The organism is Rahnella bruchi (assembly GCF_003614975.1).
In the GTDB taxonomy this organism is placed as follows: Bacteria; Pseudomonadota; Gammaproteobacteria; order Enterobacterales; family Enterobacteriaceae; genus Rahnella; species Rahnella bruchi.
This window is the reverse complement of record NZ_QZWI01000014.1, coordinates 1-21,947: the sequence shown is the minus strand read 5'-3', so window position 1 is coordinate 21,947 and position 21,947 is coordinate 1. Positions and strand designations below refer to the sequence as shown.

Annotated in this window: 19 protein-coding genes and 1 pseudogene; 6 read left to right on the top strand and 14 right to left on the bottom strand. The window is 55.2% G+C overall.

The annotated features are described in order from the left end of the window. Nucleotides 1-155: 155 nt before the first annotated feature. The 6 genes from D5398_RS19635 to D5398_RS19610 all read left to right on the top strand — a co-directional run bounded on the left by D5398_RS19635 (nt 156) and on the right by D5398_RS19610 (nt 5,954). Nucleotides 156-1,070, top strand: a complete 915-nt coding sequence (locus D5398_RS19635) for a dihydrodipicolinate synthase family protein (protein ID WP_120509131.1) — start codon at nt 156-158, stop codon at nt 1,068-1,070. A 141-nt stretch (nt 1,071-1,211) separates the two neighbouring features. Further along, complete coding sequence (gene fhuF / locus D5398_RS19630; protein WP_120509130.1) at nt 1,212-1,976, top strand: siderophore-iron reductase FhuF; 765 nt, start codon at nt 1,212-1,214, stop codon at nt 1,974-1,976. A 116-nt stretch (nt 1,977-2,092) separates the two neighbouring features. Further along, nucleotides 2,093-2,431: a hypothetical protein gene (locus tag D5398_RS19625; protein ID WP_013575718.1), complete on the top strand. Its 339-nt coding sequence runs from the start codon at nt 2,093-2,095 to the stop codon at nt 2,429-2,431. Between the two features lie 192 nt (nt 2,432-2,623). Beyond that, entirely contained in the window at nt 2,624-3,943 is a 1,320-nt protein-coding gene (locus D5398_RS19620) for an MFS transporter (RefSeq protein ID WP_208646022.1), read from the top strand. Nucleotides 3,944-3,946: 3 nt separating this feature from the next. Next, nucleotides 3,947-4,801, top strand: a complete 855-nt coding sequence (locus tag D5398_RS19615; RefSeq protein ID WP_120509128.1) for a MurR/RpiR family transcriptional regulator — start codon at nt 3,947-3,949, stop codon at nt 4,799-4,801. Nucleotides 4,802-4,865: 64 nt separating this feature from the next. Further along, on the top strand, nt 4,866-5,954 hold the full coding sequence (locus tag D5398_RS19610) for an iron-containing alcohol dehydrogenase family protein (protein ID WP_120509127.1): 1,089 nt from the start codon (nt 4,866-4,868) through the stop codon (nt 5,952-5,954). A 593-nt stretch (nt 5,955-6,547) separates the two neighbouring features. On the opposite strand, the gene D5398_RS19605 is transcribed toward D5398_RS19610, so the two are convergent. The 14 genes and pseudogenes from D5398_RS19605 to D5398_RS19540 form a co-directional block, all read right to left on the bottom strand. Then, nucleotides 6,548-7,447 (bottom strand): LysR family transcriptional regulator, encoded by a 900-nt coding sequence (locus D5398_RS19605; RefSeq protein WP_120509126.1) that lies wholly within the window; start codon nt 7,445-7,447, stop codon nt 6,548-6,550. A 7-nt stretch (nt 7,448-7,454) separates the two neighbouring features. Beyond that, complete coding sequence (locus tag D5398_RS19600) at nt 7,455-8,276, bottom strand: M55 family metallopeptidase (protein ID WP_120509125.1); 822 nt, start codon at nt 8,274-8,276, stop codon at nt 7,455-7,457. After that, nucleotides 8,276-9,355, bottom strand: a complete 1,080-nt coding sequence (locus D5398_RS19595; RefSeq protein WP_120509124.1) for a DmpA family aminopeptidase — start codon at nt 9,353-9,355, stop codon at nt 8,276-8,278. The genes D5398_RS19600 and D5398_RS19595 overlap by 1 nt, the downstream gene beginning before the upstream one ends. 31 nt (nt 9,356-9,386) lie before the next feature. After that, nucleotides 9,387-10,298, bottom strand: a complete 912-nt coding sequence (locus D5398_RS19590) for an ABC transporter permease subunit (protein ID WP_120509123.1) — start codon at nt 10,296-10,298, stop codon at nt 9,387-9,389. A gap of 9 nt (nt 10,299-10,307) precedes the next feature. Beyond that, on the bottom strand, nt 10,308-11,228 hold the full coding sequence (locus tag D5398_RS19585; protein ID WP_120134118.1) for an ABC transporter permease subunit: 921 nt from the start codon (nt 11,226-11,228) through the stop codon (nt 10,308-10,310). Nucleotides 11,229-11,287: 59 nt separating this feature from the next. Continuing rightward, a complete protein-coding gene (locus D5398_RS19580; RefSeq protein WP_120509122.1) occupies nt 11,288-12,832 on the bottom strand; it encodes a glutathione ABC transporter substrate-binding protein in 1,545 nt (514 codons plus the stop codon). Between the two features lie 36 nt (nt 12,833-12,868). Beyond that, entirely contained in the window at nt 12,869-14,737 is a 1,869-nt protein-coding gene (locus D5398_RS19575; RefSeq protein WP_120509121.1) for an ABC transporter ATP-binding protein, read from the bottom strand. Nucleotides 14,738-14,767: 30 nt separating this feature from the next. Beyond that, nucleotides 14,768-15,733: an N-acetyl-D-Glu racemase DgcA gene (gene dgcA / locus D5398_RS19570; RefSeq protein ID WP_120509120.1), complete on the bottom strand. Its 966-nt coding sequence runs from the start codon at nt 15,731-15,733 to the stop codon at nt 14,768-14,770. After that, the gene (gene dgcN / locus D5398_RS19565; RefSeq protein WP_120509119.1) at nt 15,733-16,743 is read right to left on the bottom strand and encodes an N-acetyltransferase DgcN; all 1,011 of its coding nucleotides are present in this window, start codon (nt 16,741-16,743) and stop codon (nt 15,733-15,735) included. The genes dgcA and dgcN overlap by 1 nt, the downstream gene beginning before the upstream one ends. Nucleotides 16,744-17,015: 272 nt before the next feature. After that, complete coding sequence (locus D5398_RS19560) at nt 17,016-18,086, bottom strand: porin (RefSeq protein WP_279635013.1); 1,071 nt, start codon at nt 18,084-18,086, stop codon at nt 17,016-17,018. 862 nt (nt 18,087-18,948) lie between these two features. Beyond that, a complete protein-coding gene (locus tag D5398_RS19555; protein WP_120509118.1) occupies nt 18,949-19,626 on the bottom strand; it encodes an ABC transporter ATP-binding protein in 678 nt (225 codons plus the stop codon). Further along, nucleotides 19,619-20,488, bottom strand: coding sequence for an ABC transporter ATP-binding protein (locus D5398_RS19550; protein WP_120509117.1), 870 nt, complete (start codon nt 20,486-20,488; stop codon nt 19,619-19,621). Before D5398_RS19550 ends, D5398_RS19555 begins: the two co-directional genes overlap by 8 nt. Continuing rightward, a complete protein-coding gene (locus tag D5398_RS19545) occupies nt 20,478-21,341 on the bottom strand; it encodes an ABC transporter permease (protein ID WP_120509210.1) in 864 nt (287 codons plus the stop codon). Before D5398_RS19545 ends, D5398_RS19550 begins: the two co-directional genes overlap by 11 nt. Before the next feature lie 21 nt (nt 21,342-21,362). After that, nucleotides 21,363-21,878, bottom strand: a pseudogene (locus D5398_RS19540) (ABC transporter permease); the annotation flags it as partial. Nucleotides 21,879-21,947 lie beyond the last annotated feature (69 nt).

The following is a 21,947-nucleotide window of genomic DNA, read 5'->3' as shown; positions in this document are numbered from 1 at the left end:
CCTGCGAAGGGGGCGGAGTTAACTCCGCCTTTGTGACTTCCCTTCCAGATATTTGCTAAATCGATGTAATTCGATCCCACCGCTATAAAAACTTGAAACAGCGTTCTATAAATGGAGTGTTGAGTACTTTGCACTTTCATATGGAGAACGAATGTATGACCCGTCCACTATTTCATGGCGTGATCCCACCGGTTGCGACAATCCTGAATGAGAACGAGCAGCTTGACCGTCAGGCTATGGCGCGTCTGATAGATTTTGTGATTGAAGGCGGCGTAAACGGCCTGTTTTTCCTCGGCAGCGCAGGGGAATTTGCCCATATGTCACAGGCGCTGCGTCATGAAGTCGCGGAATTCTGCACGAAGCACGTCGCCGGACGCGTGCCCGTTCTGATTGGCGCGGCGCATCCGGGAACGGCACAAACGCTGGCGTTCGCGCAACACGCTAAAAGCATCGGAGCGGACGGCGTGGTGGTGGTGAATCCCTATTACAATCCGGTGACCGAAGACGCGCTGTATCTGCATTACCGCAGCATTGCGGAAAACGCAGGTTTGCCGGTGATCATGTACAACTATCCGGGGCTGACCGGTCAGCCGCTGCCCGTCAGTCTGATCAAACGTCTGGCGCTGGAATGTCCGAACATTGTCGGGCTGAAAGATACCGTCGACAGTCTCAATCATATTCGCGAAACGATACAGGCAGTGAAACCTGAGCGCCCGGATTTCGCGGTGTTCTCCGGCTATGACGAATATCTGTTCGGCACGCTTATCCTCGGCGGCGACGGCGCAATTCCGGCCAGCGCCAACTTCGCACCGCAACTGACCTGCGGGATTTACCGCGCTTTTAAAGAGAAAGATTTCGCCACCGCCGTGGAACTGCAACAGCGGTTATCTTTCCTGCCGCCGCTCTACTCGCTGGATACGCCAATTTACAACGTCATCAAATATGCGATTTCGCAGGTGATCCGCGAAATGCCGGTGTATTCCCTGAAGCCGGCGCTGCCGCTGAGCAATGAGAAACAGGAAATCGTGCGTGATATTTTGAAACAAGCCGGTATCGGTGCCGCCGGTTAAGTCCCTCTGAGCCTCCCCTTCGCCGGGGAGGTGTCAGTCTGACACAATCGTCCTAATCTAAATCGAAATCATTACTATTCCGCTTCAATATTCGTTACTCTATTCCCATGATTTACAGAGCCGAATAATGTTTATAACGCAATGATGCAAACACTCCTCGACAGTTTCCGCGAAACGCCGGTCAGCTGGGTTGCCGATACTTTTAAACCCATGTCACCGCTGGTGACCAATGCGGTACCGATGTCCCAACTGACGACGGCGGAAGGCTGTGCCAGCGTGCTCAAACGCTATCTGGATGCGAATGCGGCCGATGCCGCAAAGTGCGATACCCGCCGGGCGCGCATCTCGATGTGGTCACAATGGTATTTCGCCACCCTGCTGCCAAGCTGGGTGATCGTATCCTTGCGCCACGGCTGGCAACTGCCCATCGCCGCTGAACATGTCTACCTGTGCATGCAGGAAGAAGGTTTACCGGCGCAGATTTTTCTGGATGGCGAGGGCGAAGCGCTGGCCTCTGCGGAACCTATGGCGCGTTTCGATGTAATGATCGAACAGCATTTACGTCCGGTTTGCGACGCGCTGGCGGAATTCTCCGGTCTGAAGCCGGGCATTTACTGGAGCAATGCCGCAATACGCGTCGGCTGGGGCGTCAAACAGGCAGAACTGGTCAGTGCGGATATCTCAGACGGCATGCGGCTGATGGAATCGCGGGAGCTGCGTTATGGCGGCAAAAACCCGTTATTTCAGCCATTGCGCGCAGAGGATCCTTCCGACCCTGACAGTCCGCAATACCGCAAGCAATGCTGCCTGCGTTACGATCTGGCCGATCATGCCATGTGCCCTTCCTGCCCGTTATTGCTAGCAGAACGAAAATCGGGCAAAAGACGCAAAACCCTCGCGCAGTAATTTGCAGGTCTGCCAGCCACTTACAAAACCTGAATAAACTTAGCGTAAAAAATGATTGGATCTTAGCAGCGGATAATTATAAGAATTGGGTTATATAGACCAACGAGGTATTTATCATGACTATGAAAACACCGAAGAGCTGGCCCTCCGCTCTTAACTCGCTGGCCTCAGAGGTGATTGATTCTCTGGCGCAACCCGTTAACCGCGTATGGAACACGTTAACGGGCAAGCAAGAACCGCTCAGAGCAAGGATTGTTCATCGTTACGCGATACCGTCTTCCAGGACTATCAGCGTCACGGAAGGATTCTTCGGGTTTATCCCTGTGGAATCTTATGAAAACGAACGTTTTATTCTGGAAGTCGCTTACGCTGACAAACAGTATCAGGTAGAAGTCCCACGGGCTTACTATCAGAAAAGCAATATCGGCGACGGCATCGATATCCACACGCTGTAATCGCCCCGCGTTAAACAGGCTGCTCCTTTCGAGGCGCAGCCTTTTTTTATGCCAAAAAACACGCTTCACCCCACACTTCCCGCTTTTATTTTGTTCAATACATGAAAATTATTGACATAATAATCACCAAAATCTAGAAAATTATTTACATTCCCGTTTGCCCGCCCTTTCCTTTTCCTTATGAGGTTTATGATGACCAGCCAGGTTTCTCCCGCAGTTGCCAGCGCCAGCCAGTCACGACGCGCGTTAGTCGCCGGTTCGGTCGGCAACTTTATTGAATGGTATGAATTCGGTGTGTACGGCTATCTGGCGACGATCATCGCCGGTAACTTTTTTACACTGGAAGGCCAGACCGGCATGACCGGTTTGCTCCTCACCTATGCTTCGTTCGCACTGGCGTTTTTCTGCCGTCCGGTGGGCGCGATCATCTTCGGGCGAATCGGTGACCGCATTGGCCGCAAACCGACACTGATCGCCGTCGTCCTGCTAATGACACTGGCGACCGCCATTATTGGTCTGCTGCCGACGTACGCCCAGATTGGCGTTGCCGCCCCGCTGTTGCTGACGCTGATGCGCATGTTCCAGGGTTTATTTGCAGGCGGTGAATTTGGCGGTGCGGTTTCACTGATGACGGAGTTTGCGCCGAAAGGCAAACGCGGAATTTACGGCGCGTGGCAGTCATTTACCGTCTCACTGGGCCTGCTGACCGGCGTGGCGCTGGTGGCGATTCTGGTGCAGACGCTGCCTGAAGCGCAGATGAAAGACTGGGGGTGGCGTATTCCGTTCCTTCTGGCGCTGCCGATGGGGCTGGTGGCGTTGTATCTGCGACTGAAACTCGACGAAACGCCGAACTTTGTTGCCAGTAAAAAAACCGGGCCGAAAGCGCAGAAAACGGCGGCAGAAAAAGCGTCTGCCGTTGCCACTGCCAAAGCCATCGCGCTGGGGATTGGCCGCATGATGGGCTGGTCAGCGGGCGGTTATACTTTCCTGGTGGTAATGCCGTCTTATCTGCAAACGTCCCTGCACGCCACGTTTTTACAGGCGCTGGTAGCGACGGTGCTGGCGAACGTGGGGTTCGCGCTGGCGATTTTACCTTCTGGCTGGCTGAGCGATAAAATCGGACGTAAAAAAGTCATGATGATTGCGGTATTCGCGGTTATTGTGCTGAGTTTCCCGCTGCTGCATCTGCTGCAAAACTCTGAAAGCAGCCTGCTGGCGAAAGGGATTGCGGTACTGATTGCCGGTGCGACCATCGGGATGATCGCCGGTCCCGGTCCGGCGATGCTGGCGGAAATGTTCCCAACCCGCGTGCGTTATACCGGACTCGGATTATCCTATTCATTATCCAACGCCGTGTTCTCCGGCTGTGCGGGACTTATCATCACCGGTCTGATTAAAGAAACAGGAAATCTCGATATTCCGGCGTACTACGTGGTGGCGACCTGCGTGGTCAGCCTGTTTGCGCTGATGAGCCTGCGCAAAGACGATCATTTACGTGAACTGGATGAATAACCCATGAGCGACACAGATTTGCAGTCACGTCTGAACGCATTACAGGGCAGCTTTTCTCCTGCAGAAAAGCGGATCATCACGATGATCCGGCGCGATCCGCCGGGTGTCGCCAATATGGGGGTGACGGAGCTGGCAAAATACGCTGAAACCAGCACCGCTACGGTGGTGCGAACCAGCAAGCGTCTGGGTTTTACCGGTTATCCGGCGTTGCGGCTGGCATTAGCGGCACAATCCGCCAGCCCGATGCCCGTAGACCTGCCGCTGGCAGCAGATATCGGTGAGAACGATTCACCCAAGCAAATCCTGCAAAAGCTGCTGGAGTTTGAAGTTAAAGGGGCAAATGAAACCACGCAACTGCTGAGCGCCGCGACGCTTGAACAGGCAGTCACGTTTCTGGCGCAGGCGCGGCGGATTGATATTTACGGCGCCGGTGCTTCGGCTCTGGTCGCGCAGGATTTGTGTCAGAAACTGCGGCGTATCGGCGTTGTTGCCCAGACTTACGGCAGCACCGACGAAAGCCTGGTGAGCGCCTGTCAGCTTGCCGCAGGCGATGTCGCGCTGGCGATTTCCCACTCCGGCAAGACCGCCGGTGTGGTGGAAGCCCTGTCACAGGCCAAAGTCGCGGGCGCGACAACGCTGGCAATCACCGCCAATGGCCGTGCTGCAATTGCCCGCAAAGCGGATGTTGTGTTGCGAACCAGTAATCGCGAAATGGGTTTTCGTGCCGCTGCCATGGCCAGCCGCATCAGCCAGTTGCTGATAATCGACTGCCTGTATATCGGCGTCGCACAGCGTCTGCCGGGCGCGCGCGAGGCCTTACGTAAAACCCACGACGCGGTACAACAACACCGCCGCTGATATTCTTCCGTTCCTCTGCGTGCCTTCTATACTTCTTAAAACACTCCGGTTTATGAGGGCATGCATGTTCACCCATCGTTTGGTATTTCCTGCCAGCGTCCTGCGCGGACGCGGCGCAATAAAACATCTGGGCGCGATGTGCGGACGTTTAGGCCAGCGGGCAATGTTAGTGGGCGGTAAACGCGCCATTTCCAGCGTCGAGTCGAAAGTCGCCGATCAGCTCGAACAGCAGATGGTCAGTTATCTGGGCAGTGAAATCTTCAGCGGCGTGTGTTGTCAGGAGGAAATCAACCGTCTGGCTGAGGTGTTCCGCACGCAGGGCGTGGAAGTGATTATCGCCACCGGCGGGGGTAAAGCGCTGGACACGGCAAAGGCGGCGGGTGTCGCCTGTAATATTCCGGTGGTCACGTTGCCGAGCATTGCGGGCACCTGTTCGGCGGTGACATCGCTGGCATTTCGTTATCATCAGGACGGTGAATTTCGCGACATGATGCCCTTACCCTGCGGCCCGGCTGCGGCGGTTATCGATGCTGATTTGCTGGCCACCGCGCCGCTGCAATGGCTATCGGCAGGCATCGGCGATACGTTGGCAAAATGGTACGAATACCGCGCGATCAGCGACCTCAACCAGCTCACCGGACTGGCCGGTGTCGCCCGCACCAACAGTGAGCTTTGCTATACACTTATCGAACATTTTGCCGCCGACGCCTGTTTCGCGGTGCAGGATGGCAAAGCCAACAACGCCCTCGAACAGGTGCTCGACGCTATTTTCCTCTACGCCGGACTGACTTCCATCATGAGCAACGGCGCGCACACCGGCGCTTCCCATGCATTATATGAAGGTTTCACCGCCTGCCCGAAAACCCGCCACGTCGCCCACGGACTGCTGGTCGGTTACGGCAACCTGTGCCTGCTGGCGCTGGAAAACCGCAGTGATGAGGAGTTACTGACCGCCATCGCGCTCGCCCGTGCCAGTGCCGTACCGACGCAGTTATCGCATATCGCGACGGAGCTGACAGAACAGGATCTGGCGGTGATCATCGACCGGAGCCTCACCACACCAGATATGGCGAACATGCCGGGCGATATTACATTTGAAGATGTCAGAGGTGCGGTAGAAAGAGTGGAGAGACTCGGGGCAAAAATTAATTGATGTGAGAACGCACATCAGAACGTTTTTGAAAGATAAAGGGTGAAAGTTTCGGTTTCTCAATTGCTCCGATCACTTATCGAATGGCGCCGAAACCGCCCAAAAGGGGCCAGGACGGGCCCCTCTTGGATCTCCCACGTCTTTTTACTGCGCGCTCCGCTCGCTGGCTATGTTTCAGGTATCACCGCGACAGGCTGGAAATCTTGCCGCTTCGCGGTGCCTTCATTTCGGGATTGCAGCCTAGGGTCTGCAACCTCTCATTCAGCAAGCTTTCTGAACCGCCCGCAAGATCTTAAATTCAAAGGCAGACTATTTTCCTCTTTTAAAAAGTGGATTGGCGTGCTCAGAATTCAGCTGAACGGAGCGGCTTCGAGACCTGTGGCTCGAAGACCGAGAGAAGGCAGTGCGAAGCACCTGAATTTGCGCCACTCACCATTGCGGCGGAACATGTCCGTCGTTCCAGCGATAGCGCGCAGTGAAAGAGCCCGGGGGGTCTTGGGGGTGGCGGCGATAGGCCGCCCCCCAAGTCGGTGTGGGCCGACGCCCACGACCTTGAATTTGAATTTGAATTTGAATTTGAAATTGAAATTGAAAAACTAAACAGGTTCGAAAGGCACTCCTTTCAACTCCAACACTTTTTGTTTTATCAGTTGCCTCAGCCTCAGCGAAGCCTGCGACGCCGGCTGGTCCCGCCTGCTCAGCAGAATCACCTCGAACGGCAGTGATTCCACCACTGGCACAATTTTCAGCTGGTCGGTATACCGACGGGCGGTAAACGTGTCGACCACGCCGACACCGCCGCCCGCCAGCACCATGTCGGCGATCACTGAGTAGGTTTTGATGTACAACGCCGAGTGCGGCATCAGGCCGTTGTCACGCAGGACACGGTTAAGCACCTGACCCAGCGGATCCTGTTGCTGCAACATCAGCAGGTCGTTTTCGCACAACCACGCCAGCGTGACCGGCCCTTCAACGGTCGAATCTTTTGGCAGCAGCGCCACCATATTGCCCTGATAAATCGACTCGGCGACCAGTTCCTGCGTGGCCTGCTCGCCAAATGCCAGCGCGAAATCCATTTTGTATTGCAGCAGATCCTGACTCAGCGTGTTGAAATGCCCGGTCACCAGTTCGACACTGCCGCCGGGCGTCTGACGGCGGAAATCCACCAGTACCGGTGCCATCACGCTATGCCCCAGCGCGTGCGCGGAACCGATGCGCACATGCTGGCCTTCGCCTTGTCGCAGCTGTTCTGCCAGTTCGCCAATGGCCTGAATGTGGCTGAACAACGCCTCGACTTCCGGCATTAACCGCCGCCCTTCCGGTGTCACGATTAATCCCTGCGGCGTGCGGTCGAACAGCGTAAATCCCAGCTGCTGTTCGGCGTGATTCAGCACACGGCTGACATTAGGCTGCGACACATTCAATAAACGCGCCGCGCCGCTGACGCTGCCCGCCTGTAATACCGCCTGAAACACTTCGATGTGGCGTAAACGCATGCCCGCCCTATTTCTGCGTAGTGGCTAAGTACGAAAAGGCACTTAACAGGCTGATAATGTTGGCAACGGTCGGACTGTGATAGCCAACGGTGACCGCATCAAGACGTTCAACGCCTGGGATCAGGCAGAATAAATCCGCCAGTACCGGTTTAGCGGTCATCAGTTCGAGATGATACGGTGCGCTGAATCTTCCTGAAGTCAGCGGTACCGGTTTGCTGACCGCAATCGTCGCCTGTTTGCGGATTTTGGCACAGGCAATTGACGGGCTGTCCGATTCAGCAGCATGGGCAGAAATCGCGCGTTTGACGCAAACGTATTGTGATTCCGGATAATAACGGCGGATCCAGGTTTCAAGGTGATCGTCGCCCGTCACCAGCCATAACGGAACGTTAAGTTCCGCACCGGCAGCGGCGTATAAATCGCTTTCGCCCACCACGTTGCCGTTGAGTTTAACGCGGTAAAAAGCGCGGCCATTGATGGTGTGCGCCAGTACGCCATTTTCTCCGGCAGCGGTGTGATAGCCGATAAACATCAGGCCGTCGTATTGCTGTTGTTGCAGACCTTCGACCATCGATAATCCGCGCGGTTTACCCTGTACCAGACGGGCGCGCGGGTCGATTTTATCGGCGCGCAGGTTTTGCATCATCGCGTGACTGTCAGCGACCGTCACTTCCATCGCGCCACCGGCAAAAGCACCGTCGATGGCGGCGTTGACTTCGCCTTCCATCAGCGCACGGGCGGCCTCGTAATCGGCGTTGCCCGGACTGCACTGTTCCGGTCGCATCACACCCGCGATGCCTTCAATATCCGCAGAGATAAATACTTTCATCATTCATTCCCTTTTTGGTTCGCCAGGTTATCTAATACTTCACTTAATCCCAGCCGGTGATGGCCGTCGAATCCGCAGACGGTTTCTGCACTCAGTAAGGCATCAATAATAGCGTGTTCTGTGGCATCTGCCGCCAGCGCCAGCAAAGGTTCGAGTTCGGCATCCGGCAAGTTAACACCTTCCCGTTGCGTGGAAAACGCCAGTGCGATATCCCCCGAACCATGCCCCCAGTAACTGCCCAGACGCCCTAACCCGGCACCGGCGCGTTTGGCGATGCGTCCCAGCTGTCGGCTGTCGAGATAACGGTCACAGGCCATCACTATTATTATCGATCCCGCATCCACCTGCGGCGCCCGTTGCGTCTGGATTTCGGCGATGGCTTCTCCGGCGCGCACACCGTCGAGGGTCAGTTCTGAGAGTTTGCCAAAATTCGCCAGCACCAGTACGCCCAGTGTCGCGTTAAGCGTTTCACACCAGCGTGAGGCCGTGCCGATCCCCCCTTTTAAGCCAAAACAGCTCATGCCACGTCCGGCACCTACGCTGCCACGGGCGAAGGTTTTTGTCGCGCCGTCGAGTGCGGTCAGTGCGTCGTCCTCACTGACCGCCATCGCCTGAATATCGTTTAAATAGAAATCGTTGCACTCAAGAATAACCGGATTGATGGTTGAGTCCGGACGGCCAATTTGCGGAAACTGCTGGCAGCTGCGTTTCACCAGCGCATTGAATAACGTGCCGGTGGCGAAGGTATTGCTGAGCAGCACCGGTGTTTGCAGTTCGCCCAGTTCCATCACCTGAATCAGCCCCATCGGTTTGCCGAATCCATTTAATACCGCCACGCCGCAGGGCAGCGGGTTTTCATAGAGATTATCGCCGGGCGGTACGATGGCGGTAACGCCGGTCTGAATATCACCCGCCGCCAGCGTGCTGTGGCCGACGGTAATTCCCGCCACATCCGTCAGTGAATTTGTGGTCCCGCAAGGGAAACGCGGGCGAAAAATCTGGCGCGTGGTGCGCCAGCGTTGCAGCAAAGCAGACAGCGCCTGCTGCTGAAAATCATCTTCATGTTCTTGCGGATGCATCAGTTTTCCGTTTCAGCTGTTCATTTCACGATTACTTTTTCAGTTTAGGATCCAGCGTGTCGCGCAGCGCGTCACCGAGCAGATTAAATGCCAGGACTGTGAGGAATATCGCCAGCCCAGGGAATACGCTGACGTTCCATTTGCCCGCCATCATCATGTTACGGCTCATCGCCAGAATATTGCCCCACTCCGGCACGTCCGGCTCCGGCCCCAGACCGATAAAACTCAGGCTGGCGGCGGTCAGAATGCTGGTGCCAATACGCATCGTAAAATAGACGATGACGTTCGAAAGCGTACCCGGCAGGATATGGCGCAAAATCACCACCCTGTCCGGTGCGCCGACGCAGCGAACCGCTTCAACGTAGGCACTCTGTTTAATCGATAATGTCGCGGCGCGGACAATACGGGCAAACACCGGCACGCTGAATACCGCAACGGCGATAATCACGTTATTCAGCCCCGGCCCGAGAATAGCCACTACCGCAATCGCCAGCAACATGCCCGGAAAAGCGAATAAGACGTCGGAACCGCGCATGATCAACATGTCCAGCCAGCGGCCATAATATCCGGCCAGCAGCCCGAGCAATACACCGGCAATCATGCCGAGCGTCACCGAGAAAATACCTACGTAGAGGGAAATCCGTGCGCCATAAATGATACGGCTGAGAACGTCGCGCCCTAAATCATCAGTCCCGAACCAGTGCTGCGGCGTAGGGCCGACGCCGAGCGCCATCCAGTCCGGCGTCATCGGATCAAAAGGTGCCAGCCACGGTGCGAATATCGCGACAAGCACCAGCAGAAGAATAAATCCGCCAGACACCAGCGCCATTGGGTGACGGATAAAGGTGTGGAAAAAGTCGTACCACGGCGAACGGATATCATCGTTTTGCGAGGCTACCGCAGCCGGTGTGGTTTCTTCCAGCACAGAGACAGGATCGGTCATGAGCAGCTCCTAACGCAGACGGATCGCCGGATTGACCACCGCATAAAGCAGGTCTACCAGCAGATTTATCAGGATAAATTCAAACACAAACAGCATCACCAGCGCCTGAATGACCGGCTGATCCTGCGTTTTGATGGATTCAATCAGTAACCAGCCAAGCCCCGGCCAGCTGAATACGCTTTCGACGATAATCGAACCGCCGAGAAGGAAGCCAAACTGCAAGCCGAGCATGGTAATAATCGGGATCAGCGCATTGCGCATGATGTGTTTCCACGTCACCCGCCGCGCGCGTAATCCTTTGGCATTGGCAGTGCGCACATAATCTTCCTGAGCCACGTCGAGAAACGCCGAGCGGGTGAAACGCGCCATCACCGCTGCCACCGAAGAACCCAGGGTGATCGCCGGCAGGATAATGTCCGCAGGCGAATTAAAACCACTGACGGCGAATATCCCGAACGGCATGGCGACAAACTGGATCAGCAGCAATCCCAGCCAGAACGGCGGCATGGAAATCCCGCCGACCGCCATGCTCATCAGCGTCCAGTCCTGCCATTTTCCGCGCTTGAGCGCGGAGACGACGCCAATCACCAGCCCGAGTACCACCGACCACGCGAAGCCCGCCAGCGCCAGCAGTAGCGTCGGCATAAAACCACTTTCAATCACACTTAACACCGGCTGACGCGTGCGGTAAGTCGTACCCAGATCGCCATGAATCATGCCGTTCAGCCAGTGCCAGTACTGCGCAGGCAGCGGATCGTTCAGGCCAAGCAATTGCCGTGCTGACTCAACCGCCTCAATCGGCGCATCCTGTCCGGCGTAAATACGCGCAGGGTCACCCGGCAGCAGCTTGATAAAGCCAAACACCAGTAATGACACCACCAGTAAAACGGGGATCATTTCCAGTATCCGGCGGATAAAATAGGTCAGCATAAAAGTGAGCCCCTGAATTCGGTAAACTCCCTCCCCTGCGAAGGGGAGGGAGTCAAAAATTACTTAAACTGTGCCTGATTGAAAATCAGCGAACCGTCGGCCAGCATATAGACGCCGGAAAGGTCTTTGCTTTTGCCCACCAGATTGTCCGGCACGCCGAGATACGCCATCGGTGCATCCGCCCACAGCAGTTTCTGCGCATCGGCGTAGGCTGCTTTGCGTTTTTCGACATCAGCCGTTTGCAGACCGGCGGTGATCGCCGCATCGACCTGTTTGTTGCTGTAATAAGAGACGTTGTACGCCGACGGGATCCAGGATTCGGTGGCGAACAGCGGACGCAGCGCCCAGTCTGCATCACCGGTCGAAGCCGACCACGCGCCGTAATACATTTCTACTTTCGCCTCCGCCGGTTTCGGCGTGCTCCACAGACGCTGGGTCAGGGTTCCGGCATCCATCGGCACCAGCTTCACACGCACCCCAATCAGGGAAAGTTGCTGTTTGAGGAACTGCGCACTGCGGATACGGTCGGTTTTGTTCGAGCTCCACATTTCAACGTCGAAACCCTTCTCGTAACCGGCCTCTTTCATCAGCTCTTTGGCTTTGGCGATGTTATAGCTGTAGTCCGGCGTGGTTTGTTTCTGATAGAACTGGACGTTTTTCGGCAGCGGCGAAGTGGACGGCGATCCCAGACCGGCAAAACCGACTTTCAGCCACAGATTACGGTCAATGGCGTAGTTAATCGCCTGACGGACGCGCACATCCGAGAACTCTTTTTTCTGCGTATTGAAGGCGATGTAATACAGGTAGATGCCCGGATCCTGCGCGATATCCAGCTTCGGATCGCTTTTCACGGTGTCCACCAGATCGGACGGCAACGGGTATACCGCGTCCACGCCGCCGGATTTCAGTTTCGCCACCTGCGTGGAGTCTTCCGGCGTCGGATAAAGCGTCACGGAGTCTACTTTCGGCCAGCCTTTCTGCCAGTAGTTGTCGTATTTCACCAGTTTGACGTCTTTACCCTGTTGCCATTCCACAAATTTGAACGGACCGGTACCGACCGGATGCACGCTCAGATCCTGTTCATTCGGATACTGCTTCAGGGATGCAGGGCTGTGCATCACCGCAGACGGGTGGGCAAGAGTGTTGATCATCGCGCCGAACGGTTTATTCAGGGTGATTTTCACCTGATAAGGGCTGACGGCCTCCACGGTTTTAATCATGCTGAACAGCGAGTTACGTTTCAGATGATTGGCCGGATTAGCCAGACGATCGAGGTTAGCTTTTACCGCGTCGGCGTTGAACGGCGTACCGTCCTGGAAAGTCACGTCGTGGCGCAGATTAATCGTGAATTCGGTGGCGTCGCTGTTGCTGGTGTAATCCGTCGCCAGCACCGGCACGACGGCCATTTTGCTGTCGAACTGGAACAGACGTTCAAAAATGCCGCTCTGAATGGAGTAACTCAGCGTATCCGTGGTGTCGTGCGGGTCAAAACCTGTCACGTCGGCATACATGGAAATCCGCAGATCTTTGGCCTGAGCCGACGCTGCAAAACAAAGCGCCAGTCCGGCGGCAAGCAGGCTCTTACGCAATAAAGTCGAATGCATGGTGTTCTCCAGTGTGTCCCAAAAAAGAAAGGTGAGTTATCCCTGTGCGACCCAGTGATGTTCACTGACGCGGGAATATTTGAGTTTTTCTATCTGTACACCCGCCGGATGCACCGGCGATTTCACTTCCACATCATCAAAATGACGTAACGCCCTCTGCGTCGGATCCGCCACCGGCACCGAACTGAGCAGACGCCGGGTGTAGGAATGCTGAGGATTGCTGAACACGGCATCGCGCGGACCTATTTCCACAATCTGCCCGCTGTACATCACCGCCACGCGGTTGGCGATACGCTCCACCACCGCCATGTCGTGCGAAATAAACAGCCACGCCACGCCGGTATCACGCTGTAAATCCATCATCAGATTGACGACCTGCGCCTGAATGGAAACATCCAGCGCTGATACGGCTTCGTCGGCAATAATCACCTGAGGCTGTAACGCCATCGCGCGCGCAATCGCGATGCGCTGACGCTGGCCGCCGGAGAATTCGTGCGGATAACGCCGCGCGTGAGAAGGCTCCAGCCCGACGCTTTTCAGTAACTGATTCACCACCGGCGTGGCGTCAGCCAGTGACTTTTTCAGTCCGTGCAGCAATAACGGTTCGGCAATGGAAAACCCGACGGTCAGACGCGGATTGAGCGAGGCGTAGGGATCCTGAAACACCATCTGGATCTGACGGCGCACCGCCTGAAAGGGTGTGTCGCGCATCAGGGTGATTTCTTTGCCTTCGAGATGAATGCTTTCCGATTCGCTGCCGACCAGCCGCAGGATGGCGCGGCCGGTGGTGGATTTGCCACAACCACTCTCTCCGACCAGCGCCAGCGTTTCGCCCGGCCATATTGAGAAGTCGATTTGCTCTACGGCGTGAACTTCTTGGGTCACGCGGGACAGCACTCCCGAGCGGATCGGATAACAGACGCTCAGCCCGCGCACGTCGAGCAGCGGTGGCGCAGCGTAATTGGCGGTTTTCTGGTCGTCTTCCGCTGGCGGAATGTGAGGCAGATCACCTGCAATCGATTGCTTTTCGGGTGAAATGTTTTGACCGGTGTTGGCGGCTAACAGCGGGAACCGGCGCGGCCATTTCAGCCCCTGCATATCGCCCAGTTTCGGTACGGCAGCCAGCAACGCGCGGGTATAAGGATGTTGCGCATTGGCGAAAATCTCCGTCACGCTGCCCTGCTCCACCACTTTGCCCTGATACATCACCACCACGCGGTCAGCGATTTCCGCCACCACGCCCATATCGTGCGTGATGAACAGAACCGACATGTCAGTGCCCTGTTGCAGGTCGCGCAGAATTTGCAGAATGCGTGCCTGCACCGTGACATCCAGCGCGGTTGTCGGCTCGTCCGCAATCAGCAACGCCGGATCACAGGCCAGCGCCTGCGCAATCATCACGCGCTGACGCATGCCGCCGGAAAGCTCGTGCGGGTAACATTTGAGGATTCGCTCGACGTCAGGAATGCGAACCTGTTTCAGCAGCTCGCGGGCTTTGTTCAGCGCCGTGGCTTTGTTCGCCATGCCGTGATCCAGCAGCCCTTCGGTGAGCTGATCGCCGACACGCAGCACCGGATTGAGCGAGGTCATCGGCTCCTGGAAGATCATCGACATTTCCTGACCGCGCAGTTTACGGCGCGATTCTGCCGACATTGACGTCAGCGCATGATGCGTGCCGTTGCGGCCAAAAAATTCGATACTGCCTGCGTCAATGTGCGCCGTGTCGGGCAGCAGCCCCATCACGCTCAGTGAGGTGACGGATTTACCTGATCCGCTTTCGCCGACCACCGCCACCACTTCACCTTTATTAATAGAGAAGGAAACGCCTTTCAGCGCCTGCGTTTTGCCTTGCCGGCCAGAGAAGGTGACCGACAAATCGTTAATCTGCAAAATGGGCACTGTCATCAATAAACGCCTCCTTTATAGGCTGAACTGTTAAAGCCAGACTTCACCGTTTTCATAGCGCAATGCCGGTTCGGCGTCCTGCGCCAGCCAGATTGGCCCGTCGAGATCGACACGTTCGGCCTGCACCGCCACCGGCAACGCCGCTTCCATCGCAATGGAGGAACCGAGCATGCAGCCAACCATAATCCGCAGGCCGAAATGCCGTGCCACATCGGTCATCGCCAGCGCTTCCGTCAGGCCACCGCATTTATCGAGCTTGATGTTGATCATCTCGTACCGGTCCCGCAGCCCTTCGATATCTGCACGCTCATGACAACTTTCGTCGGCGCAGACAGGGATAGGATGCAAACAACGCACCAGATCTTTGTCATTACCGGCAGGAAGGGGTTGCTCGATCATGGCGACGTTGAATTCATGCAGTGCCCCAAACAAACTGCCGAGATCTAAACCCGACCAGGCTTCGTTCGCGTCTACCACCAGCGTGGCGTGCGGTGCAGCGGCGCGGATGGCCGCCACTTTCTCGATAATGTGCTCACGGTCGAGTTTGATTTTGAGCAACTGCGCGCCACCTGCGACGGCCACAGCAGCGGCTTTCGCCATGTTTTCCACTGAATCCAGGCTCAGGGTTTCGGCAGTAATTACAGAAACAGGTTTTGGCATATCAAGCAGTTGCCACAGGTCTTTGCCCTGTTTTGCCGCATCGAGACGCCACATTGCACAATCGAGGGCATTACGTGCTGACCCCATTGGTAACGCCTGCTGTAATGCTTCACGGCTCAGCCCCTGTTCCACCTGCGGGCGGATAAGCTCAAGTTGTTCGCATACGCTTTGTGGCGATTCCTGATAACGGGCGGTTGGCGTACATTCCCCGACCGCTGTAAATTCACCGTCGGTCAGGGAAACACGTACCACCGTGACGGCAGTGCGCGTTCCACGGGAAATCGCAAACGGCTTTGCCAGCGGCAGTTCGATGGACTGGAAAGTCATCTGAATCATCAGCCGTTATCCTTAATCCATTGCGCGATATTTTTGATACCAAAACGCACCGGGTCGGTAGCTGGCACGCCAAATTCTTCGCTGATTTCAGCCAGCGCAATTTTCGCTTCTTCTTCGCTAACCCCTGAAGTATTCAGTGAGAAACCGGCGATTCTGACATCCGGACTGGTCAGGCTGGCGGCCGCCAGATTGGTATCGAGGCACTGGCGCAGCGTCGGCATAAACTGATGGGGCAGATGGCGCATGTGCGGGCGGCCAAGTTCATGACACATCACGAGTAAATGCGCCTGCGCACCGTGGATAAGCCCCATGCTGACACCGGCGAAAGACGGGTGATACAGCGAGCCCTGACCTTCGATGATGTCCCAGTGATCGTCATCGTTGGCCGGAGACAGCGCTTCGACGGCACCGGAAATAAAATCGGCAATCACTGCGTCAATCGCGATACCTGCCCCCGCCACCAGCACACCGGTCTGCCCGGTCGCACGGAAATCGGCGTTCAGATCCAGCTCCCGCATAGCGGCTTCCAGCGCCAGCGAGGTGTACATTTTGCCGACCGAACAGTCGGTGCCGACGGTCAGAATACGTTTGCCGCTGCGCTTTTTACCGGTGCCGGTATCGAGTTCCGGCTGCATATGGCGCACGTCAAACAGCTCTACGTGATGTTCTTTGGCCAGTTCAACCAGCTCAGGAATGTCATTCAGCCCCTGATGCAGGCCGTTGGCGACATTAAGCCCGGCGCGGATCGCCGCTTTGATCGAATCCAGCCAGTGTTTCGGTAATTTACCGCCGGAGTTCGCCGTGCCCAGCACCATGGTTTTCGCGCCCTGCGCTTTGGCCGTTTCAATGTCGAGTTCTGGTAATCTCAGTGACACCGAATCGGTCGCCAGACGGATTTGCCCGACGCAGGATTCAGGACGCCAGACGTGGATGCCGCGCGCGGTTTTCGCGGCCAGCGGATCCATCACGTCACCAAGGAATAAAAGATACGGCTTTGGAATTTGCTGCATGTCAGTTTCTCCGGGTTTCTTTTTTTAATGGGTTTTAATAAGACCCGATGAATATTCCACGGGAGAAAGCGGCTGACGAATACTTGTTTGGCTTTGGGGTATAACGTGAGGCTATGGGGCTAGCCGCATGAATTAATTGTGGTTATTGGATAAGGAACAGCGAAGGTGACGAGGGGTAAATGACAGGCACAAAAAAAGGCAGAGCCAATGAACTCTGCCTTTGCGATTACCTTTTTCAGACACAGAATGGGGTAATAATTTGGTTCACTAACTTAGAAGCGGTAAGTCAGTGCTACAGCAACAACGTCATCAGAGCTTACGCCCAGTTTGTTGTTGTCATCGATCTGGTTGATCATGTAGTCAACATAGGTGTACATGTTTTTGTTGAAGTAGTAAGTCGCACCAACTTCAAAGTATTTAACCAGGTCAGCATCGCCGATACCGCCTTCAACATCTTTCGCTTTAGACTGTACGTAACCGATAGAAGGACGCAGGCCGTTTTCGAACTGGTACTGTGCAACTAACTCATAACCCTGAGTTTTGTTAGCGAAGCCGCCTGGGATTGGTGCCAGGTTACGGGTTTCGTTATACATTGCAGACAGATAAATCTGGTTAGCATCGTATTTCAGAGCGGTAGCCCATGCAGACGCTTTATCACCGCCGCCGATAGCAGAGTTGGTTTGTGCGTTAGTACGGTCAGATGAAGAACCCGCGATAACAGCACCGATGCCGGAACCTGCGATATCTTCATAATCGATGGATGCGCCGTAACCGTCGCCGTTCGCTTTAGTCGCTGTACGACCGTCGTTCTCGTTTTTACCCTGATATTGCAGGGCGATGTTCAGGCCAGTGACCAGACCGAAGAAGTCCTGGTTACGGTAAGTTGCCAGGCCGTTAGAACGACCTACCATGTAGTTGTCGGAGTTAGCGGTATCACCACCAAACTCTGGCAGCATATCGGTGAAGCCCAGTGCGTCGTAAACCACACCGTAGTTACGGCCATAATCGATAGAACCGAAATCTTTCACTTTCAGACCCGCAAAGCCCAGACGGGTTTTGTTGCCCAGGTCGCCCTGAGATTCTGCGTGGTTAGCCTGAATGTTGTATTCCCACTGACCGTAACCGGTCAATGTGTCGTTAATTTGAGTTTCGCCTTTAAAGCCCAGACGCGCATAAGTCATGTCGCCGTCAGACCCCGTGTCATCGGAGAAATAATGCTTAGCGGTTACGCGACCGTAGAGGTCCAGTTTGTTACCGTCTTTATTATAAATCTCAGCTGCATTTGCGGTAGAACCCACTGCAATTAAAGAGACCGCTAAGGCCAACACACTGCGCTTCATCATTATTTAAGTTTCCTTGATTTTTTTATAAAGGAGTTCTCATGCCCGTTCTTTTATAGGACTGAAATATCGGGCTGTGAGTATTTGTACATGTATTTAAATGCGTCTGTCTGTAAAACGATTTGAACCTTAACACTGAGCACGAAAAGTTAAAATGGAAAAGTTCGCTTCAGTAAGTCTTTTTTGAGTAAAGAGTTGTAACATTATGTTTCAACCATAAGCCGCTAACCCCCTGATTATATGCGGTTTTCGCATAACAATTTGCACCATTACAGTGCGTAGCACCATAGAGGTGCAAATTGTTTATCATTTTGTAAAGTAGTTGCAAGCGGGATCACCTTTATCAAAAGGTTTTTTTCTGTTAACAATCGTTAAGGAATTCGTGCTATTTGAAAAGGCATTGCATTTAAATAGTGCATAGCAGGGTAATTATTTTGAATTGAAAGCCATTATCTAATTAATAGAAAAAGCAGCCATAAGATTTTTGTACTACGCAATTTTTTCGTGTTAGGACTTTTATTAATAAAACAAGACGAAATTAAAACCAGTTTGAACGGAATATTAATTTCAACAGTGATTAAATTGATCGAAATAGTCCATTTGTTACCTGCCCGTCTTGGGCGTTTTTTATTCAAAACAGTCAGAGAGATTTAATGGGAATATTTGTGTAATGAGATACTGGTAGGGGAAATATTGACCCACCCAGCCGAATACGCACAAAAAACACTCTGTGCGACAGCAAAAATTAACGGGATAACTCAGCGGGGAACTCCGGGGGAGTCGTTGGAAAAGAAACGGCCTGAAGAACAGGCCGTCATAACGGAGGATTTGCTGTAAAAGCCGCAGCATGGAATGCCGGAGAGAATTAGCTCAGAACATAGCCCTTTGCCATGTGTACGGCTCTGTCGCACATATGGTCAATCACATCAGCATCATGGCTGACCAGTATCATCGTCAGGTCACTGCTGGACTTAAGGTCGTTAAGCAAGTTAAGGATTTCTGCCTGCACCGACATATCGAGCGCAGACGTCGGTTCATCAAGCAGTAACAGCTTGGGTTTGAGCAGCAGCGCCCGGACAATCGCCACGCGCTGCCGCTGGCCGCCGGAGAGCTGATGCGGATAACGGTGCATCAATGCCGGATCCAGCCCGACCTGACGAAATCCCTGCGCAATCTTTTGTTCGATGTCCTGCTCTTTCAGGATTTTCAGCGGCTCCGCCAGCGTGCGCAGCAACCTGTGTTTCGGATGCAGCGACGCATATGGATCCTGAAACACCATCTGTACGTCACGGCGCAGGCTGCCGGTAAACGGCTTGCCGGGTTTTACCTTGTGATCGAGCAGTGTCAGGCCGCCATCCCAGTGACCGTTCAGTCCCGCCAGCACCCACAACAGAGAGGATTTGCCGCAACCGGACGGCCCTACCAGGCCGAAGCATTCGCCTTTATTGATGCTCAGATTGACATTATGCACCACGGTTCGGACTTCAACGCCCTGGCGGTGCGACACGCTCAGCTGGTTAAGTTCAGCGACAATCTCACTCATGGCGCGGCTCCTGTTTTAAAGAGGCCAGCAGCTCGCGATCCAGCACCGGCAGGCGTTCACCGTGGGTAAATTTACTCGGTCTGCACGACCATAACGTATGGGTATACGGGTGCGTGGCGTGCGCCAACTGATCCGCAGGCAACTCATCGAGCAGCTCGCCTTTGTACATCACCAGCACCCGCTCGCAATAGTGCGCCACCTGTTGCAGATCGTGGCTTATCAGGATCAGTCCCATATTGCGCTGTTCGACCAGACGCTCGATTAAGCCCAGCACCTGTTCGCGCATGTCAAAATCCAGCGCCGACGTAGGTTCATCTGCAATCAGCCATTGCGGATCGTTGATCAGCGCAATCGCCAGCATCACGCGCTGGCCCATGCCGCCGGAAAGCTGATGTGGATATTGCTGTTGCAGAAATGCAGGATTGGGCAGACCGACGGCGTTAAGCATGTCGGCGACTTTTTCCTGACGTTCTTTACGCCCGAGACGCGTATGCAGGCGCAGCGGTTCTTCAACCTGCTTGCCAATTTTTTGCGTCGGGTTCAGCGCATGTTTGGGATCCTGCATCACCATCGAAACACGGTTCCCGCGCAGGCGGTTCCATTCGCGTTCCTTCAATGTCGTCAGGTCGTTATCGCCCAGCGTCAGCTGCGAAGCGCGCAGCTGGCACGGATGCGGCAGCAGCCCCATCAGCGCGCGGGCGGTGAGGGATTTACCGGAACCGGACTCTCCGACCAGCGCCACACGTTCCTGTCCGACACTGAGGGACAGGGATTTCACCAGTTCCAGCGGACGTTCCCCCGGCAGATAAATGGTGAGATCTTTCGCGACAAGTTTGTCGTTATGCAAAATGTCAGTTGCCATGTCGTGGATCCATTTTATCACGCAGGCCATCGCCCAGCAGGTTAAACGCCAGGCTGGCGAAGAGAATTGCCCCGCCCGGTGCGGCGGCGACCCACCACTGGTCGAAAATCACTTTACTGCCTTCGGCAACCATTGAGCCCCACTCTGCGGTCGGCGGCTGAATACCCATGCCAAGAAAACCCAGACCGGCAGACGCCAGAATAATACCGCCGAGGCTGAGTGCCGCGCGCACCACGGCGCTTGGCAGACACAGCGGCAGAATGTGGCCGAACATCAGACGCAATCCGCCGATGCCCTGCATTCGTGCCGCAGCCAGATAATCACTGCGGCGCAGTGCCAGCGTTTCCGCCCTTGCCTGACGTGCAAACGGCGGCCAGCTGGTAAAGGCCAGCGCCAGCGCACCGTTCATCAGGCCGGGGCCGAGGATTGCGACCAGCGCCAGTGCCATCACCAGGCTCGGTAATGACATCACGATGTCAGTCAGGCGCATCAGAATACGCTCGAACCAGCCGCCGATATAACCGGCGCTGATGCCGATCAGCAGCCCCACCGGGATGGTCAGCACCAGGATCAGCGACACCAGCAGCAGCGTCGGACGCGCGCCGTAAATCACGCGGGAAAGCAGGTCGCGACCAAAACCGTCAGTGCCCAGCCAGTGCGTGTGCGACGGCGGCAACAGCCGCAGTTCGATGTGCTGAATATTCGGGTCGAAAGGCGCTAACAAAGGCGCAAGTAGCGCGGTCAGCACCAGAATGGCGACCAGCACCAGCCCGACGCTCAGCGTGGTAATGCGGCGCGCAGGCTTCCAGACGTTAGTCTCAACGTCGACCTGCGCAGGTTGTTCAGGGATCATTTGTTGTGTCATAAGCGAAAACTACCGGGTCCGCGGATCGAGCAAATAAGTAAGGGCGTCAGCCAGCGCGTTGAGCAGCACGAAACAGGTACCGATCAGCAGCGTCGCCCCAAGAATTGCCGGAGTATCCGCCGCAAACAGCGCAGTGGTCAGATAACGTCCGACGCCCGGCCAGGCAAACACCGTTTCGGTCAGCACCGCGCCTTCGAGCAGGCTGGCGTAGGAGAGCGAAAGTACGGTGATCAGCGTGCCCAGTACATTCGGGAAGACGTGGCACAGTAATACCCGCACCCTGCCCGCACCTTTGGAACGCGCCAGAATCACGTATTCTTTGTTCATTTCACCGAGCATAGAGGCGCGCAGCAGACGGGTGATCCCCGCCATCGACAACATCGCCAGCACGGTCACCGGCAACCATAAATGGCTGATGGCGTTGTAGAACATTTCGCGGTCACCGGAGAGCCAGGTATCAATCAGCACAAACCCGGTGCGCGGCGTCATGGTGTACATATATAAGTCGTCGAGCCGCCCCGGCCCGTGCCTAGCTGCTTTGCCCGGTCACGCGCCTGTTTGTACAGTAACAATTCGCTGCCAGCGCCCGTCCTG